Source organism: Dermabacter sp. p3-SID358, assembly GCF_025147465.1.
GTDB lineage: Bacteria > Actinomycetota > Actinomycetes > Actinomycetales > Dermabacteraceae > Dermabacter.
This window is the reverse complement of sequence record NZ_JALXOZ010000005.1, coordinates 32,986-48,802: the sequence shown is the minus strand read 5'-3', so window position 1 is coordinate 48,802 and position 15,817 is coordinate 32,986. Positions and strand designations below refer to the sequence as shown.

At 61.7% G+C, this 15,817-nt stretch carries 16 protein-coding genes; 8 read left to right on the top strand and 8 right to left on the bottom strand.

Annotation, left to right across the window (positions count from 1 at the left end; genetic code table 11):
* Nucleotides 1-21: 21 nt before the first annotated feature.
* Nucleotides 22-534 carry a phosphoribosyltransferase gene (locus tag M3B90_RS03670; RefSeq protein WP_055089517.1) on the bottom strand — a complete coding sequence of 171 codons (513 nt, stop codon included), beginning with the start codon at nt 532-534 and terminating at the stop codon, nt 22-24.
* A gap of 557 nt (nt 535-1,091) precedes the next feature.
* Between M3B90_RS03670 and M3B90_RS03665 the strand changes: the two genes are divergently transcribed.
* A complete protein-coding gene (locus M3B90_RS03665; RefSeq protein WP_259888680.1) occupies nt 1,092-3,314 on the top strand; it encodes an HNH endonuclease in 2,223 nt (740 codons plus the stop codon).
* Nucleotides 3,315-3,529: 215 nt separating this feature from the next.
* Nucleotides 3,530-4,243: a hypothetical protein gene (locus M3B90_RS03660; protein WP_259888679.1), complete on the top strand. Its 714-nt coding sequence runs from the start codon at nt 3,530-3,532 to the stop codon at nt 4,241-4,243.
* A gap of 37 nt (nt 4,244-4,280) precedes the next feature.
* Here the strand turns inward: M3B90_RS03660 and M3B90_RS03655 are convergent, their stop codons facing one another.
* Nucleotides 4,281-5,516, bottom strand: coding sequence for a threonine/serine exporter family protein (locus M3B90_RS03655; protein ID WP_259888678.1), 1,236 nt, complete (start codon nt 5,514-5,516; stop codon nt 4,281-4,283).
* A 221-nt stretch (nt 5,517-5,737) separates the two neighbouring features.
* On the opposite strand from M3B90_RS03655, the gene M3B90_RS03650 reads away from it, so the two are divergent.
* Nucleotides 5,738-5,863 carry a hypothetical protein gene (locus M3B90_RS03650; RefSeq protein ID WP_259888677.1) on the top strand — a complete coding sequence of 42 codons (126 nt, stop codon included), beginning with the start codon at nt 5,738-5,740 and terminating at the stop codon, nt 5,861-5,863.
* A gap of 162 nt (nt 5,864-6,025) precedes the next feature.
* On the top strand, nt 6,026-7,624 hold the full coding sequence (locus tag M3B90_RS03645) for an inorganic phosphate transporter (RefSeq protein WP_259888676.1): 1,599 nt from the start codon (nt 6,026-6,028) through the stop codon (nt 7,622-7,624).
* On the opposite strand, the gene M3B90_RS03640 is transcribed toward M3B90_RS03645, so the two are convergent.
* Nucleotides 7,621-8,166: a GNAT family N-acetyltransferase gene (locus tag M3B90_RS03640; RefSeq protein ID WP_259888675.1), complete on the bottom strand. Its 546-nt coding sequence runs from the start codon at nt 8,164-8,166 to the stop codon at nt 7,621-7,623. The two genes, M3B90_RS03645 and M3B90_RS03640, sit on opposite strands and share 4 nt — an antisense overlap.
* A gap of 254 nt (nt 8,167-8,420) precedes the next feature.
* Here M3B90_RS03640 and M3B90_RS03635 point away from each other — a divergent pair, with 254 nt between their 5' ends.
* Nucleotides 8,421-9,338: a PRC and DUF2382 domain-containing protein gene (locus tag M3B90_RS03635; protein ID WP_259888674.1), complete on the top strand. Its 918-nt coding sequence runs from the start codon at nt 8,421-8,423 to the stop codon at nt 9,336-9,338.
* 97 nt (nt 9,339-9,435) lie between these two features.
* Nucleotides 9,436-9,864: a GNAT family N-acetyltransferase gene (locus M3B90_RS03630; protein ID WP_065247476.1), complete on the top strand. Its 429-nt coding sequence runs from the start codon at nt 9,436-9,438 to the stop codon at nt 9,862-9,864.
* On the opposite strand, the gene M3B90_RS03625 is transcribed toward M3B90_RS03630, so the two are convergent.
* Nucleotides 9,857-10,285, bottom strand: coding sequence for a M48 family metallopeptidase (locus M3B90_RS03625; protein WP_065247475.1), 429 nt, complete (start codon nt 10,283-10,285; stop codon nt 9,857-9,859). The genes M3B90_RS03630 and M3B90_RS03625 overlap by 8 nt on opposite strands.
* A 244-nt stretch (nt 10,286-10,529) precedes the next feature.
* Here M3B90_RS03625 and M3B90_RS03620 point away from each other — a divergent pair, with 244 nt between their 5' ends.
* Complete coding sequence (locus tag M3B90_RS03620) at nt 10,530-11,318, top strand: class I SAM-dependent methyltransferase (RefSeq protein ID WP_259888673.1); 789 nt, start codon at nt 10,530-10,532, stop codon at nt 11,316-11,318.
* A 100-nt stretch (nt 11,319-11,418) separates the two neighbouring features.
* Nucleotides 11,419-11,772 (top strand): VOC family protein, encoded by a 354-nt coding sequence (locus tag M3B90_RS03615; RefSeq protein WP_259888672.1) that lies wholly within the window; start codon nt 11,419-11,421, stop codon nt 11,770-11,772.
* A gap of 132 nt (nt 11,773-11,904) precedes the next feature.
* Here the strand turns inward: M3B90_RS03615 and M3B90_RS03610 are convergent, their stop codons facing one another.
* Genes M3B90_RS03610 through M3B90_RS03595 form a run of 4 tightly spaced genes read right to left on the bottom strand, consistent with a single transcriptional unit; the run spans nt 11,905 to nt 15,766 of the window.
* Complete coding sequence (locus tag M3B90_RS03610; RefSeq protein WP_259888671.1) at nt 11,905-12,675, bottom strand: ABC transporter ATP-binding protein; 771 nt, start codon at nt 12,673-12,675, stop codon at nt 11,905-11,907.
* 17 nt (nt 12,676-12,692) lie between these two features.
* The gene (locus tag M3B90_RS03605; RefSeq protein ID WP_259888670.1) at nt 12,693-13,727 is read right to left on the bottom strand and encodes an iron chelate uptake ABC transporter family permease subunit; all 1,035 of its coding nucleotides are present in this window, start codon (nt 13,725-13,727) and stop codon (nt 12,693-12,695) included.
* On the bottom strand, nt 13,724-14,662 hold the full coding sequence (locus M3B90_RS03600) for an iron ABC transporter permease (RefSeq protein WP_167337134.1): 939 nt from the start codon (nt 14,660-14,662) through the stop codon (nt 13,724-13,726). The genes M3B90_RS03605 and M3B90_RS03600 overlap by 4 nt, the downstream gene beginning before the upstream one ends.
* A 51-nt stretch (nt 14,663-14,713) precedes the next feature.
* Nucleotides 14,714-15,766: an iron-siderophore ABC transporter substrate-binding protein gene (locus M3B90_RS03595; RefSeq protein WP_082738637.1), complete on the bottom strand. Its 1,053-nt coding sequence runs from the start codon at nt 15,764-15,766 to the stop codon at nt 14,714-14,716.
* Between the last annotated feature and the right edge of the window lie 51 nt (nt 15,767-15,817).

Sequence of the window (15,817 nt, the reverse complement as noted above, 5' to 3'; positions counted from 1 at the left end):
TGACGACGGTTGGCCGCTCCCCTATTTTTCTTGAGCGGTCACCGGGGGTTCGGCCGACCACGGGAAGACGATCCAATCGGAGGTGTGCTTCCACACGAAGTGGGGCTCAACGACGGAAGTCGGCTTGGAATACAGCACTGCCGAGCGGGCTTCGGCGCCTTGGGCCTCGAGGAGCTCGAGCACGAGGGCAAGCGTGCGACCCGAGTCGGCGACGTCATCGACAACGAGCAGGCGCTTTCCTTCAATCGCCTCCGTGTCAAGAAGCGGGGCAAGTAGGACCGGATCGGGAAGGGTCTCGTGAACATCGGTGTAGAACTCGACGTTGATGGCGTCGGCAAGCTTAAGACCGAGTGCGTACGCGAGTGAACCCGCGGGAAGAAGGCCGCCACGCGCAACGGCAATGATGATTTCGGGTTCGAAATCCGAATCCACAACAGCTTGCGCGAGCTCTCGACTCGCGGTGCCGAAGGTGTCCCACGTGAGGACCTCCTTGACCTGCAGATCGCTCGAATCGGCGTGGTAGGCCCCAGTCACGGTGTCCTCATTTCCCCGGCATCTCCGGATCACACCGGAGCTGGCCCGGTGGCGTGTTCACTTTCGTCTCCCCCGTCCGCCCCACGGGGCCAACCGGTCGTGGCTCCATAGTAAGGGCGACACGAAAGGCGATGCACGGTCAGAATTGGTCGTCTCCTACCGCCTCCCACTCCCCTCACACCCTCACGCCCTTAGCCGCGCCTTGCTTCCCTCGCCGCAGCCACTCCTTCCGCGGCGCCTCTCTTATTCGCTCCTTGCCTCTCTCCCCCTTTGCTCCATCACCCGCCAGAGCCACCGTGATGCACCTCACTCTGTTGTTTTTCGGGCTAGTTTTATCCACACTCGTATAGGCGGTTTCGGTTTCTGATTTTTCTTTAGGCGGGGGTTTGTGTGGTGGCTGGTGCTCCACAACCCGTTTTTATCCACAAGTATTTCGGTTTTTCCACACGCAGGAATTATGTGGTTGCTGGTTTTCCACATTCTCTGGGCTGGTAGTGGGGTTCTTTTCGGGTGGGCGAGTTTAAATGTCTCACCCTTCTTTTAGGCTCGAGACATCAATGAACAACACAAACTCTGGTCTCAAGAAGTTCACTGTTGAGGGGAAGGGGGAATCAAAAGCGATGAGCGCACCAACACTCGAAAACAATGTCGCCACCGCGCGCGCAGCCAACGTGGCCAGCGAGGCTGTCAGCGGTGAGCAGTTTGATGCGGTCACCACCCGCACAGATGTTTTGAACCTTCTTCTCGCTCGTTCTGAGGGGTGGCAGGCTTCACTTTCGGGCATGCTGGAAGCCTTCCCCACCGCACCCGTCACGCCTTCTTCCGGTACTTCTCGTGATGCCAGGTCAGCCCACCCAGCAACAACGCCTGCGCGTGTTCTTGATGGACAGGATTTGCTTACGCGTTTGGATGTGTTGGAGTCGCTCACGCGGATTGCGGAGCTGACTGAAGCGGTCAAAGCGCATATTCTGACCGAGCTTGATGAGACCGACGGCATCGGCCACCTCAACGGCAAAGAGGACACTGCCGGCACCAAAAACGTGGAAGATGCTGCTGGTCTTGATCCCTCTGATGGTCTGGATTCGCTCAGTGATAAGGACCGGGCACGGGTGTTTGCGGCGCGGCGTGCTCTCGCGCATGAGGTGTCGTTGATCCTCAAACAATCCCCCTACGCGACAAGTGTCGAGATTGCTCGCGCACGGATGCTCACGAAGAACTTGCCGATGCTCCTGGCGAACCTTGAAGCGGGCCGGATCTCGATCAACGAAACCCACGCGATCACGACCAGTCTTCGTGATGCCACCAGCATCCACGCCCAACAACTAGACCACCCGATCGCCAAAGAACTGGAGCGTTCCCCACACGCCGGGAAAACACACTGGCGCGCCTTCACCAGTAGCGCACTACTCTCTCTCGACCCGGCGACTGCGCTGGAGCGGGAAAAGAAAGCATTCACCAAACGCCGCCTCACCCTGAGAACCCTGCGTAACGGGATGAGCAGCCTCACCCTCACCATGCGCACCCTCGACGCCAAAAGAATCCACGACCTACTCAACACCCACGCCGCCCACGCCCACAACACTCTCCGCCAGCACGAGATCACCACCGCCAAAAAAGAAGCCGACAACCACGCCCAACACACCACCACCAAACTCCACACGCTTCTCGCACAAGGCGACTTCACCCTCCACCACCTCACCGAAACCCACACCCCTGAAACCACCACCCGGTTCAACCACCAACACGGCACCGCCCCCTACAAGGCCACACGCCCCACTTCTCTCGCACAATTCGAGCTGGAAGAGGCCGACAATGCCGCCCGCAGCAAAGCCAAAGACTTCCTCACCAAGCTCGAGCAGGAAAAACTCCGCCTCACAATCACGAACAACAGTGACGGTTCACCAGAGGTGCGCGTGGTTGCGCGTGGTGGGGCGTGGCGGCGCCACTACCAACCACCAGCACACACCACACACAACCTCGCCATCGACGCCCTCGTCGAAACCCTCCTCAACACGAGACCCGACCACCCCGCCACATACTTCGCACCCCCCACCAAAGCACCAGGCGTCACCACAGATCCCTGGACACCACTCCCCCAACCACACGAACCAGAAGACGAAAAAACGAAACGAAGCAGACAAGCCAACGAAACAGCACCACCACCCAATACCCCACAAACCGAAGAAGCCACACACAACACAGAAACCGCAACCGGCAAAACACAAGGAACTTCTTTGGGTGTTCGGGGGTCAAGTCGTGCCCGAAGGTTCGAGATCGGGCTGCTCGTGCCCGTCAACCCCGACGTCTCCAGCGGCTATATTCCCGAGGCCGGGCTCATCACCGCCAAAACCGGCTTCGACTACCTCAACGAACTGTTCGACAACGACGTCCTCGTCAAATACAAACGAATCTTCACCAGTGCCGCGACAGGGGAAGTCCTCGCCATGGACTCCCGCTCCAGACTCTTCCCCAAAGCACTCGCCGAACTCATACGACTCAGGGACCGCACCTGCCGCGGCCCCTACTGCGACGCACCCATCACCACCATCGACCACATCCACCGCCACGCCCAAGGCGGCCCCACAACCATCGACAACGCCCAAGGCCTCTGCACCCGATGCAACCTCGCCAAAGAAGCCCTCACCGTCACCCACACCAACAAAACAAACACCAACACCAACACCAACACCAACCCACACCACCCCGACACAACAACCACCACCTGGACCACCCCCACCGGCCGCACCTACACCAGCACCACCCCCAGATACGACACATAGAAGAACCCGCGAACAAACAACACGCCCCCGATCAGAAGGGGAGGAGAAAACGCAAGCAATGCGCCTTCGATCGCGCATTCGGAAGATCTGGCGAATGCATGGGCCGGAGCTAAGGGCTTCGAGCTTGCGCTTCTACCGCAGCGGTGGCTCTCCTGGCTACGCCTGACGCGCTTTCGGGGCGGCGAACAGCACTAGGGGCAGCTTAGAATCGGGTCATGGCCATGCATGAGGTAAAGGTTCTCGTCCCCGAGGAAAGGCTCGCCGATTTCTACGCGCGTTTTGGCGCGTGGCTTGCCGGAAGCGGCGCAGCACTCGCCGGAAGCGACGCGGAATTTGATGAGGAAGACTCCGCCGAAAAAGGCAAGTCAACTGCGAAGAGCTGGGGTGCACGCACGGATTCAGGTTCGGAGAGCCGCACAGATTCCAGAACGGGAACCCGGCCGACCACAGTCGCGGAAGTAGCCGGCACGCACGTACGAGCCAGAAACGATTCCGAATCAGCCGAACGCTCACCTCAGGAACGCTTCGCAGGGAACAATGGGGGCCGCGGCATGGAGGCGGCGCGGCAAGCGTCGGACCGAGTCGGTTCGCAGGATGATGACTTGCTCGACGGCGCAATCGAATGGTGGCGTTCCCTCAAACGCAACGAGCGGGACATTTTTACCCTGTTCATGGATGCCGCGCCACAAACAATGGGTGCGGCAGAAATCGTGACCAAACTTGGCCTCAAGAGCGAGCGAGTTATACCCGGAGTTCTCGCGTGGCCGCGCCGCAAGGCAGCCCGCGCGGGTTTCCCGCTCGCGTGGAAATTTGAGCACGACCCCGACGGCAAGGCTCGCTACGGGCTTCGCAACATGCCGGAAGTGTCGATGAGCGCGATCGAATATGCGGCGCTTATGCGCGAGGCGAAACGAACCGTAGAAGGTTGAGATCGGAAGCGCGGGTAGAACCCGCCTTGAGCTAGAGCTACCTCGGGTCTTCCCTCGCTCTCATCATGAACCCATGGGACAAAATGAGCCCGAAGGTCATCGCTGCGAGTATGAGCAGAGCCGTGGAAAAGTCTTGGGCGACGCCAACGACGACAACCGTGTTGGGGCGCGTCGTCAGCTGCACCATTCCTGCAACAGCGCGGAAAAGGTAGATACCGGGCACGAGAGAAACGATCGCGGCGAAGCCTACGCCCGCGAACGACAAACGCTTGCGGTAGGCGACAACGCTAAGTATGAGCCCCGCAACGACACAGGCCGCGAGATCGGCGTTGATCACATTCACGCCGCACACCACCATGAGGATCCAGCGTCCGGCGTGGATAAAACCACCCACAAGAATCGGCCACGCCGCTTGCGTCAGCGGCATGGAAAAATACACGCTGAAGGCCATTGCTGCAAGGGCTGCGGCGAGCGCATCGACCCAGAGCATCGGGGTGCGTGCGCCGGCCGTTACGGGCAAGTCGCTCCCCACTAAAAGGAGGCCCACGACCAGCCCGCCGCTGATGGCCGCAAGGATAATTCCGCCATACACAATCCGGTGCCACCCCACCGTGACGTTCTTGCCCGTGACATCGAGTGCCCCGTTGATGAGGTGCGGACCGGGCACGAGAATCATCGCGGGACACACCGCGACGAGGCGAGCCGCCGAGGCAATTCCGAGATGGTCTGCCACGCCTCCGAGAATCCCCGCGAGCATCGCCGCCGCAAGCGCCTGCCCGGGAACCGCAATGCCGTGGGAGCCCAGCCACCGTCGAAGCGCGCCTCCGACACCCGCGGCAACCGCGATGAGCACATAGGAAAGAGGGCTGCGCGCACCGTAGATCAGGGCGAGTGCCCACGCGCCGACGATGCATGCGAGAACGAAGCGCCACAGAGGCGCGTGCGAAATCGCCGCGGCCACGTCGAGACGAGAGTTGAGGCGCTCAAGCTCGCCATCGTCAATGTCGCCGCTGCTCGGCAGCGAGTCGATGGCTCGAAGCGTCGCGTTGACTCGCGCCATGTTGATGGCCTCGGGTCGCACATGCACGGTCGTGTGAGCGTGACCGTCGTGGTCGACAAGCACCACGCGGTTCCATTCCACGAGGCACCGCACCGGCGAACCGAGTCGCGCACTGAGCGACTCGACAGTCGAAATTGCTTCCGAGGTGAGGTGCCCGAACCCGACGAGGGTCCCCGCGGTCGTCGCGAGAGCCCGCATTCGCTCATCTCGCATGGGTGCCTCTCTTCGCGTGCAACTTGCGCGCCAGCTCCGTGCCAGGGCAGGGCGCACTTGCGCGATTAAGAATAGCGTTCTGCTCGGGGCGCTTAGTCCTGGGAGGGGGCCGACGAACGCTTAGCAGCATTGCGCTCTCCATCACAATAAGGAAACCCCGGCGAAAGAAATCGGAGACGCCTACGGAACCAATTCGGGCAGTCCAATACGGATGCGAAAAGATGGGCATTTTCGCGATGCGCGACATGCTCGAGCACCAGGTCGAACTGATCGCGGCTTTCGACATCAATCCTTCGGTGGATGGAGGAGGCATTGCCGAAGTGATAGGGGGCCACCCAAAGCATTGAGGTGGGTGATTCGCTCAATTTCGACAGCGCAAAACGGGAGCGCGTGACGCTTTCCTGATTGGCCACCGGGGCTTCGAATTGGCGTAACCCTCCCGTTTCGTGATCGTGCGACAGTGATTGAGCATTCGACCACGACCTCCAAACAGCCCGCAGGATGTTTACATGTCAACCGACGTCGCTCAGCCCGCACGCCAATTCCTGGGTCCCGACCGCAACTGGCATCTCGCCTTCGGCGTTCTCACGCTCGGTACCCTCATCCTCTGTATCTACTGGGCGCTCGGCTACACCGAGACCGGTGCTTGGGGCATTCTGATCACGACGATCATTGTTGGCCTCTTCATGGCGTTCAACATCGGCGGTAACGACGTCGCCAATTCGTTCGGCACGTCCGTGGGTGCGGGAACGCTCAGCATGAAGCAGGCACTCATGGTTGCCGCGATCTTCGAAGTTAGCGGCGCCGTGATCGCGGGTGGCGATGTCACCGAGACTGTGCGAAGTGGCATCGTTGACCTCGACGCCTTCTCGGTTCAACCAATCGATTTTGCCTTCATCATGATGTCGGCACTCCTTGGCGCGGCTCTGTGGCTCCTCGTGGCGACGAAGATGGGCTGGCCAGTCTCGACGACCCACTCGATCGTCGGCGGCATCGTTGGCGCCGCCGTGACGCTGGGACTCGTCACGGGCACCGGTGGTTTCGACATGGTGCAGTGGGGCGAGATCGGCAAGATCGCGCTGTCCTGGGTCGCGTCGCCTCTCCTCGGCGGGATCGTCGCCTACATTCTCTTCGGGGCGATCAAGCGCTACATCCTCGTGTACAACGAAGAAGCCGATGAAAAGCTCCGCCAGCTCAAGATCGACCGCGCCGCGCACCGTGAAAAACACAAGAAGGCATTCGAACGCCTCACGGAGATCCAGCAGATCGCCTACACGAACGCCATGGCGCGCGATGCCTCTACGATTCAGTCGGACCCCAACTACGACGTTGAGGATCTCGATTCGGATTACTACCGCGAGCTCCACAAAATCGAGGAGCGCGCCGAGCACATCAACGCCCACCGCGCCCTCGACACGTGGGTTCCTCTCCTTGCGGCTGCGGGCTCGATCGTGATCTCTTCTATGCTCCTCTTCAAAGGCCTAAAGAACCTGCACCTCGACATCGATAGCGCGGGCAACATCCTCATCATGGCGATGGTGGGTGCTGCCGTGTGGATGGCCGTGTTCATTTTCGCGAAAACCCTCAAGAACGAAGATCTCTCCCGCTCGACCTTCCTCCTTTTCTCGTGGATGCAGGTGTTCACCGCCTCAGCGTTCGCCTTCAGCCACGGATCGAACGACATCGCGAACGCCGTTGGCCCGTTTGCCGCGGTCCTCGACGTTCTCAAGACCGGCTCAATCTCCGCCGACGCAACGGTGCCCGCAGCTCTCATGCTGAGCGCCGGCATAGGCCTGATCTGTGGCCTGTGGTTCATCGGCCGCAACGTCATCAAGACCGTCGGTACGGGCCTCACAAAGATGCACCCCGCGTCCGGCTTCGCCGCCGAACTTTCCGCCGCGGGCGTTGTGATGGGGGCGTCGATGATTGGTATTCCGGTCTCCTCGACTCACATCCTGATCGGCGCAATCCTCGGCATCGGTCTCGTGAACAAGGCGGCGAATTGGAATCTCATGAAGCCGATTGCCCTCGCCTCAGTCACCGCGCTTCCCGCCGCGGCTGCGATCGGAACCGTGGGCATCATGCTCCTGCGCGCCGTATTCGGCTAAACGTCCTTTTGAAATACGGGCTTTTGAAAAACGGGGTCGTGGTGCACTACCTCACCCACCACGAAATCGATATCGCCCACGCGCTCCCATCCGTGCTTGGTGTAAAAGCGCTGCGCCCGGTTGTTGTCGGCATTCGCGTTGAGCCATAGTCCCTCCACGCCGCGTTCACGAGCACGTTCTTCGGCGGCTTCGAGGAGTGCCGCCGCGATACCTTTGCCGTGCATCTCGGGAACGGTGTAGCACTTGGAGAGGAGTCCCGCCTGCTGGAGCGTCACACCGAGGTGCGGGGCGGGGGCGCCATCTGGCCCGAAGAGCAGGAGCGCGTAACCAACAAGCTCTTTTCCGACGGTTGCCACGAGCACATCGTGCTCCGGGTGATCGATGTGCGCAGCAAAATGTTCGGGGGTGAGGTTCTCGCGAACATAGGCGTCGATGTGGGCCTGAGCAAGCGTCGGAGGAGAAGCCAAAGGGAAGGTGAGGGCAGCAAGTTCGCTAACGGCGAACGCTTCTTGAGGGTGGGCAGCTCGAACTTTGAAGTCCATTCCTCCATTGTTTCTCACTCGAACCTGAAAATCGCACGCATGCCTCTTTCAGGCTCGGAACACTATGTTCAGCGCGCGGCAAGGTTCCTTCCACGCGACGGTCAGCCAACGTGGAAAAAGCCTCAAGGTACTCATGGAAAGTTGGATCTCGCTTGGGGCACAGGGCTCCGAGCGCTCCATAAGAGACGCTCACGAGCTTCCCACAGTGTCTCGAAAGTCTGAACAAGACAAAGCTCGAGGAAAGGACGAAAGCCATGAACCTCCGCGATCAGATCGATACTCTCCAGAAGGCCACCGTTATCGACCGTGACGGCAACAAGATCGGCTCGGTCGGCCAGGTCTACCTCCACAACAGCACCGGCGAGCCCTCGTGGGTCACCGTCAACACGGGCCTCTTCGGCTCGAACGAGACCTTCATTCCCCTCGACGAAGCTCAGCTCAGCGGCGACGAGATCACCGTCCCCTACGAGAAGGACTTCGTGAAGGACGCGCCGAACATCAGCGAGGACGGCGAGCTCACCCCCGAGCAGGAAAACGAACTGTACCGCTACTACGGCGTGAAGGATCCGGGCTACGGCACCGAGACCACCGGCGACGCGGGCGAGGCTCGCGACGATCGCGACCTCAACCAGCAGGGCCCCGCAGATAACGCGGCGGGCAACGAGAGCGCAGCAGGCGTCGGAACCGCCGGTGTTGCCACCGCCGGTACCGCTGGTGTTGCCGGAGCCGCCGGTAACGAGCGCGAGGGCGTTGCCGCTGATGCGGATCGCCGCGAGGCTGCCGACGTCAACGGCGAGCAGAAGATCACCCTCCACGAGGAGCAGGTCAACGTTGGCACCGAGAAGGTCGAGACCGGCCGCGTGCGCCTTCGCAAGCACGTCGTGACCGACACCAAGACCGTTGAGGTTCCCGTTGAGCGCGAAGAGTTCGTGGTCGAGCGCACCCCCGCGACCGGCACCGCAACCGACGCTCCCCTCGGCGAGGACGAGGTCGAGGTGTCGATCTCCGAAGAGCGTCCCGTCGTGAACAAGGAGACCGTTGCGACCGAGGATGTCCGCGTGGGCACCCGCACCGTTCAGGACACCGAGAAGGTTGCGACCGACGTTTCGCGCGAAGAGGTTGCCGTCGACGGCGTTGACGCCGAGGGCAACCGCAAGGGCGACACCATCTGAGTAGCTTTCAGGAGCTAGGGCTCGAAGAAGCCCCCGCCTGCTCGCGTATCTGCGAGAAGGCGGGGGCTTCACTATTTCCGACGGTAGGCTTGCGTCCATGGATTTCGTGACCTACGCGATCGATGACGTGCCCACGCGTGAAGAGCTTGTTTCGCTTTACGATTCCGTCGGTTGGACGGTCTACACTCGCACCCCTGACCGGCTCGAAGCAGCGATTGATGCCTCTCTTCGGATCGTCACCGCGAGAGTTGGTGATGAGCTCGTGGGGCTCGCCCGCATCGTCGGCGACGGACTTACCATCGTCTATCTCCAAGACATTCTCGTGAGGCCAAGTCACCACCGCCGTGGAATCGGGCGCGAGCTCTTCTCGCGCGCGTTTGAGCCCTATGGCGACGTACGACAAAAAGTACTCATGACCGGCTGCGGGCAAGCCACACGCTCGTTTTACGAAGCCATGGGCTTCACTGAAACCCGCGACCTCGGCGACCTCAGCGAACAGGTGCGTGTTTTCGTGAGCTTCAGCTGATCGGGCGCTCGATATGGGCGGCCTTGCTCGCCAAGAAGTCGATGTACTTCGGGTCTTCGTCGGAAAAAATCTCCGGTCCCGCCCCCATGTACGCACGCATGAGTTCATCCGCCGCTCGCGGCTCGTTGCCAAGCTCGAATTGCGCCTGGCCAAGACGCAAGTGAATGAACGGGTTTCCAATCGCCTCAGGGCAGTGCATGCACGTCGTGAGCGCCGCGTGCGCAGTTTCGAAATCCCCGCGGAGCACGTGCGCATCGCCGATGCTCGCAAGCAGCCACGTCGCTTGCGGCCACTGTGTTTTTGGCTCCGGGAGCATTGTCCAGGCAAGATCGAAAAACTCCACCGCGCCAAGGTAATCCTCAGCATCCATGCGTTCGTTTCCCTTTTCGGCGAGAGCGTCGATGTCTTCTTCCCAACTCATGGTTTCCCCTTCCGTGTGGAGTTGCGGGGCCAGCGTTGCAGGAAAGGCTGGGCGTAGTTCGGGGTGACGAACGCGCAAGGCGTGCGTCCTTAGGCGAACATGAACTCCTCGGCACCTTGGCGGTAAGGGCATGGTGATGCCCTCGCTCCGAATCCTCGCCAGCGTCACCTCTGACTACTTGAGCGGGCCTGCCGCGCGCTACCGCGAAAGATTTCTGATAACGCTTCTCATGTAGTGTGGGCGTATGAGCTCTCCCACCGATATTTGGTCCGCAAGCGACTACGCCCCGACCGCCGCACGCCTGCAGCCCGTCTCTGCCCTCGTTGCCACCCGACTGGCTCAATTCGTGGAAAGCCCCGCGATCGTCGCTGACATCGGTTCCGGGCACGGCGAAGGTGTCGCGGAGCTCCTCAGCCGCGGCTACTCCGTGACCGCCATTGAGCCGACCGCACGGATCCGCACGATCGGGCAGCGGCGCGCACCTGGGGCCACATGGCTTGGCACCCAAGGGGAGGCAACCGGGCTAGAGGATTCCGCCTACGAGGCGTTGACAAGCACGTTTGGCTCCATGTTTTGCGATCCCGTAGCTGGACCCGAAGAGTGGGCTCGGATCCTTCGTCCTGGCGGAACCCTTGTGATGGCCACGTGGAATCTCAAAGGTTTTCTCGCGACGATGACCGACGCGATGTCGGAAGCCGTGAGCCCCGGCTCCTCGACGCAAACCCCACCCCACATGGCCTGGGGCGTCGACGATGTAGCGCACGAGCGTTTGTCGCCGTGGTTCGACCACATCAGCATCGAACACCTCGACCTGGAGTGGTCATTCGAAAGCGTCGAAGAGGGTATGCAGCTTTACCGAGAAGGAAGCCCCACGCACGCTTGGATGGCTGACAATGCCGGTGCCCGCCGAGAGGCTCTTTGGACCGCGCTGCGCGATCACCTCGAGGCCCACGCCGATGCTTCCGGGCGGATCGACTCCACTACCGGTTACGCACTTGTCACTGCCCAGCGTCGACGTGACACGAGTCGATAGCGACCGAGGCATTAAAGCAGAATCCCACGGCGCACCGTTGGGCATTTACCTACCTGCGATTAACAGGCAGAAGCAACGACACACAAGTACGATGCGGACTATGCGTGACGCAACCTTTGCTATCCGCCAGGTAACCTTCGACTGCGACGATCCCTCTAAGCTCGCTGAATTCTGGGCGTCCGCCACAGGATGCGCTATCGCCGCCGACTACGGAGACTTCGTTTTGCTCGACTCTACTCCGGCACTCGGCTTTCAGCGCGTTGAAGATCCCACTCCCGGTAAAAACCGCGTGCATCTCGACGGCGGCGGGGTTGAACGCGAAGCTTTAGTAGAGCGCCTCAAGAAGCTAGGCGCCACCGAACTCGGCAGTCATGAAGCACCGGGTCTCGTGTGGACCGTTATGCAGGATCCGGAAGGCAACGAGTTCTGTGTGGGCGGCCCCACCCCTGGTTAGACCCAGATCGGAACTGTTCAACACTTCCTTGTTTCAGATCGCAGTCCACTGCGTGCATACCGAACCTGGGATCAGCATCTCACCGCCTCGAGCCGTCGGATTTGAACGACTCACGGGGCGGCGCCGGCTTCTTCACAGTCGATGTTTGCGAGCAAGCGGAAGCACCACCGGCCCACGCGGATCCTCGAGGTCCACGCGGCATTTGATTCGGTAGGTCTCCTCCACGTTCTCCTCAGTGATCACCTCGGCAGGAGGCCCCGCGGCAACCAATCGTCCTTGGTTCAACATAAGCACGTGATCGGCGTAGGCAGCTGCCTGGGGCAGATCGTGCAGAACGGCCATGACCGTACGACCTTCATCGACCAGGTCGGAGCATAGATCGAGAAGTAAGTACTGCGCCGAGAGGTCCAGAAATGTGGTCGGCTCATCCAGAAGGATGACTGGGGTGTCCTGGGCAAGGACCATCGCCAACCAAACACGCTGCCGCTGGCCACCAGACAGCTCGTGCACGTACCGGCCGACGAGGTCGGCAACTCCGGCGCGTTCAACCGCCCGGTTAATGGCCTCACTGTCACCGGGTGCACTGCTACGGAGAAACGAATGGTAGGGGTGGCGGCCACGCGCCACGAGTTCGCCCACGCGCAGACCACGTGGGGCCACGGTGGTCTGCGGCAAAAGACTGCAGGTGCGGGCCAGCTGTCGACGCCCCATACGGGCAACATCGTGGCCGAGCACCGTAACACTACCCTCGTCGGCCGGCCGCACCTGGGCCACAGCGCGCAACAAGGTCGACTTGCCACACCCGTTAGGGCCGATGACGACGCTGAAGCTTCCCTTCGGCACCGTGGCACTAAGGCGGTCGACAGCGGTCAGGCCACCGAAGCGAATGGTGAGCTCGTTCATGTCGATTGCCGAACTGGTCATAGTGTGCCCTCCCGGATTTGTGAGATGAGAACCGCGCCAAGGAAAAGCCCGCCGATCAGGGCTGTGAGTACACCCACGGGAAGCCCGGCCAGGAATGCCACGTGTCGAACGGCGAGATCAGCCAGGCACACCGTCGTCGCGCCGACTAACGCAGCGGATCCCATCGCCGGCCGCCCGGTCAATCCACGAGCCAAATGAGGGGCAGTGAGCGCCACGAAGGCGAGCGGGCCTGCTGCTGCCACCGCGCCCACAGTCAGCAGAATTCCCACTAATAGCGCGAAAGAACGCGTCTTGGCCGGGCGCGATCCGAGACCGTGAGCCGCATCGTCGCCAAGGCTGATGAGATCGAGGTCAACACGCAGCCCCAGCGCCACCGGCCCCAGCGGGAGGAGCACTGACCAGACGACCAGAGCATCACCCCAGGTTCGCGCGGTCAGCGACCCGGTGAGTGCGGCCGCGAGAGCCATGGCCTCGGACTGGCGCGAGAAAACCAAGACAAACTGCGTCAACGCGGTGGAGGCCGCTGCAATACCGATCCCTGCGACGATCACCGCGCCGGGATTACGGAAGCCTGTTGTCGTGGCCCACGGGATGATGAGGCCGGCCGCAAGGGCACCACCCAGCGCGCCCAGACTGGTCGGAACATTGAGCGCACTCGCCACCGCCATCCCAGCTCCAGCTGCGGTGGTAATCCCAATGACATCGGGAGTGACGAGTGGATTCGCAGTAGCGCGCTGAAATAATGCTCCTGCCAGTCCCAGCGCCGCACCCGCCCCGACCGCCACGGCAAGGCGCGGCCCGCGCAGTGTCGTCAGAGCGAGGCTCCCGCGTCCGGTGAGGAGATCGAGCAAAGCTTGCGGTTGACGTGTAATGGGAGTGCCGAGCCTGCCAACGGCCAGCGTCCACGCGCAGGATGCCACTAGAGCCACCACCAGAATCACCACCGCGAGGACATGCCGGGTACGGCTGCGCTGGGCGAGACGGGCGGCGCGGTCCTGATTCGCGGCGAGGGAGGTAGGGGCCGCGTTCACAGCACGCCTCGTGAGCGGCGGACTACTGCGAGCAGCAAAGGCGCACCCAAGAGTGCGGTCACGACTCCAACAGGTACCTCAGCAGGACGCAGGACCAGGCGTCCAATCACATCAGCCAGCAGCATGAGTACCGGCCCAATCAGACAACACAACCCGATGAGCGCACGCGCCGAGCCTTGAGCGAATCGTCGGGCCAAGTGCGGTGCAGCGAGACCGACGAAGACGATAGGGCCAGTAATCGCTGTCGCGGCCGCGGTCATCAGAGCCACCGCGGTAAGAGTGAGAGCGCGCACACGTGCGGGATGGTGTCCCAGGCCCGCGGCAACTTCGTCGCCAAGAGCCACGGCATCCAGCCCACGTCCCACGGCGAAGAGCCCCGCGCCCGCGACTGCGATCACCACCACGGGCCACCAATCGAGGAAGTCGCCTACCGCCAGCGATCCCGCTGACCAATAGCGCAACGCGTCAAAGGCTGCCTTGTGGCGTAGGCTCACGGCCTGCGAGTAGGCAACGGCGACGGCTGTCGTCACCGCCCCGGCGAGTACCAACCTGGTGGCATCGGTGCCACGCCCGAAACTGCCAAGTACCATCACTGCAACCGTGGCCGCCGCTGCTCCGGCGAAGGCTCCCCCGACGAGCTGGAGGCCAGCGAGCCCGGGGATCGACGTGACGGTAACGATTCCAGCTGCTGCACCACTTGTCAGCCCCAGAACCCCCGGATCCCCGAGGGGATTACGAGTGACTGTCTGGATCGCGGCGCCAGAACTGGCGAGGGCAGCGCCCGCAACCAGCCCGCACAAGGTGCGTGGGACACGTGCTGCCAGCACCTCCCGCACGTGGGGATCGCCGCCACTGTGGATGGCTTCCGCCAGGTCACGGAGTCCGATGGCTTTACTGCCCAGAGCAAGACTGAGCACACAGGTGATACCGAGCACCACCGCCACGAGAGCGGTGGCGACCAGAGTACGTCGACGAGCCAGCAAGAGTTAGTCCGTCACCTTCGCGACGGCCTGGTCGATGAGATCAGTGAGACGTGGAAGGCTCCACGGCACGGTGAGCGGGTTGATCATGCTGATCGCTGTGACGAGCTGCGGGTCAGTCGGGGCCACCACGCTGTCACGCTTGATGGCAGGGATGGACGAGTAGAGCCGCTGCGAGGTGGCCTGTTTCTTGGTCGCGGCATCCAAATGAAAGGTGAAGATGAGGTCAGAATCCTTGAGCTTATCGGCATTCTCGAGGCTGATGAGCGCCCAATCGGACCCATCGTTGGCCGTGATGGTATCGACAATTGGGTCGACCGTCAGGCCGAGCATGCTGATCAAGGCCACGCGTTGTTCCGTGGGACGAAAAATGCCAAGCGTTCCCTGGCCTTCAGTGTAGATGTAACTGAAGGTCGTGCCTTCCCAATGTGGGTGCTGAGCAGCAGTGTCGGCGAGGGTTTTCTTGAGGTCGCTAATGACTTTGTCGCCGTCGCTGGGGCGCCCCAGCGCCTTGGCCACCATGCGGATCTCGCCGTCCCAAGTAGTGGTCCAGGCGGATTTCTCGTAGGCGACAGTCGGGCAGAACGCGGTCAGTTGGTCATACTGTTTCTGGGTGAGCCCTGACCATGGAGCGAGGATCAGGTCGGGCTCGAGCTCCGCAATGGCCTCGACGTCGAGTTGCTCACCGCCGGCGAATAGAGCTGGAAGGGGCCGTCCTGCCTTCTCGAAGGCTTCTCGGTTCCAGGGTAGATGTCCATCCTTGTCAGCTCCCCAGGCATAGGTTTCAACGCCAACCGGGTAGACCCCCATACTGATGAGGGCCTCAGTGGCGCCCTGCCCGATGGTGACAATTCGCTGAGGCGCCTGCTTGATGGTCGTGGATCCCAAGGCATGGCGAATCACAACGGGGAAACTGCCCGCCGACGCGGTTTCGGTGGACGTTGACCCAGCACTCGAACGGTTACTGCCGCAACCGGTGACGGCAGACAGCGAGAAGGCTCCGGCCAGGGCGAGCAGCCCGCGACGAGGCATGCTGAGACGCTGATCTGAGGGGTACATTTCTGATGTTCCTTTAGGGGTTATGCGAGACCGACGCGGTCGCGCCGGGAT

Excerpts from the sequence above, each read along its gene's own strand:
- M3B90_RS03625 (WP_065247475.1), bottom strand. The coding sequence starts at position 10,285 with ATGAGTTGGGAAGAAGACATCGACGCTCTCGCCGAAAAGGGAAACGAA.
- M3B90_RS03635 (WP_259888674.1), top strand. The coding sequence starts at position 8,421 with ATGAACCTCCGCGATCAGATCGATACTCTCCAGAAGGCCACCGTTATC.
- M3B90_RS03640 (WP_259888675.1), bottom strand. The coding sequence starts at position 8,166 with ATGGACTTCAAAGTTCGAGCTGCCCACCCTCAAGAAGCGTTCGCCGTT.
- M3B90_RS03595 (WP_082738637.1), bottom strand. The coding sequence starts at position 15,766 with ATGTACCCCTCAGATCAGCGTCTCAGCATGCCTCGTCGCGGGCTGCTC.
- M3B90_RS03630 (WP_065247476.1), top strand. The coding sequence starts at position 9,436 with ATGGATTTCGTGACCTACGCGATCGATGACGTGCCCACGCGTGAAGAG.
- M3B90_RS03620 (WP_259888673.1), top strand. The coding sequence starts at position 10,530 with ATGAGCTCTCCCACCGATATTTGGTCCGCAAGCGACTACGCCCCGACC.
- M3B90_RS03655 (WP_259888678.1), bottom strand. The coding sequence starts at position 5,516 with ATGCGAGATGAGCGAATGCGGGCTCTCGCGACGACCGCGGGGACCCTC.
- M3B90_RS03615 (WP_259888672.1), top strand. The coding sequence starts at position 11,419 with ATGCGTGACGCAACCTTTGCTATCCGCCAGGTAACCTTCGACTGCGAC.
- M3B90_RS03665 (WP_259888680.1), top strand. The coding sequence starts at position 1,092 with ATGAACAACACAAACTCTGGTCTCAAGAAGTTCACTGTTGAGGGGAAG.
- M3B90_RS03660 (WP_259888679.1), top strand. The coding sequence starts at position 3,530 with ATGGCCATGCATGAGGTAAAGGTTCTCGTCCCCGAGGAAAGGCTCGCC.
- M3B90_RS03645 (WP_259888676.1), top strand. The coding sequence starts at position 6,026 with ATGTCAACCGACGTCGCTCAGCCCGCACGCCAATTCCTGGGTCCCGAC.
- M3B90_RS03650 (WP_259888677.1), top strand. The coding sequence starts at position 5,738 with ATGGGCATTTTCGCGATGCGCGACATGCTCGAGCACCAGGTCGAACTG.
- M3B90_RS03610 (WP_259888671.1), bottom strand. The coding sequence starts at position 12,675 with ATGAACGAGCTCACCATTCGCTTCGGTGGCCTGACCGCTGTCGACCGC.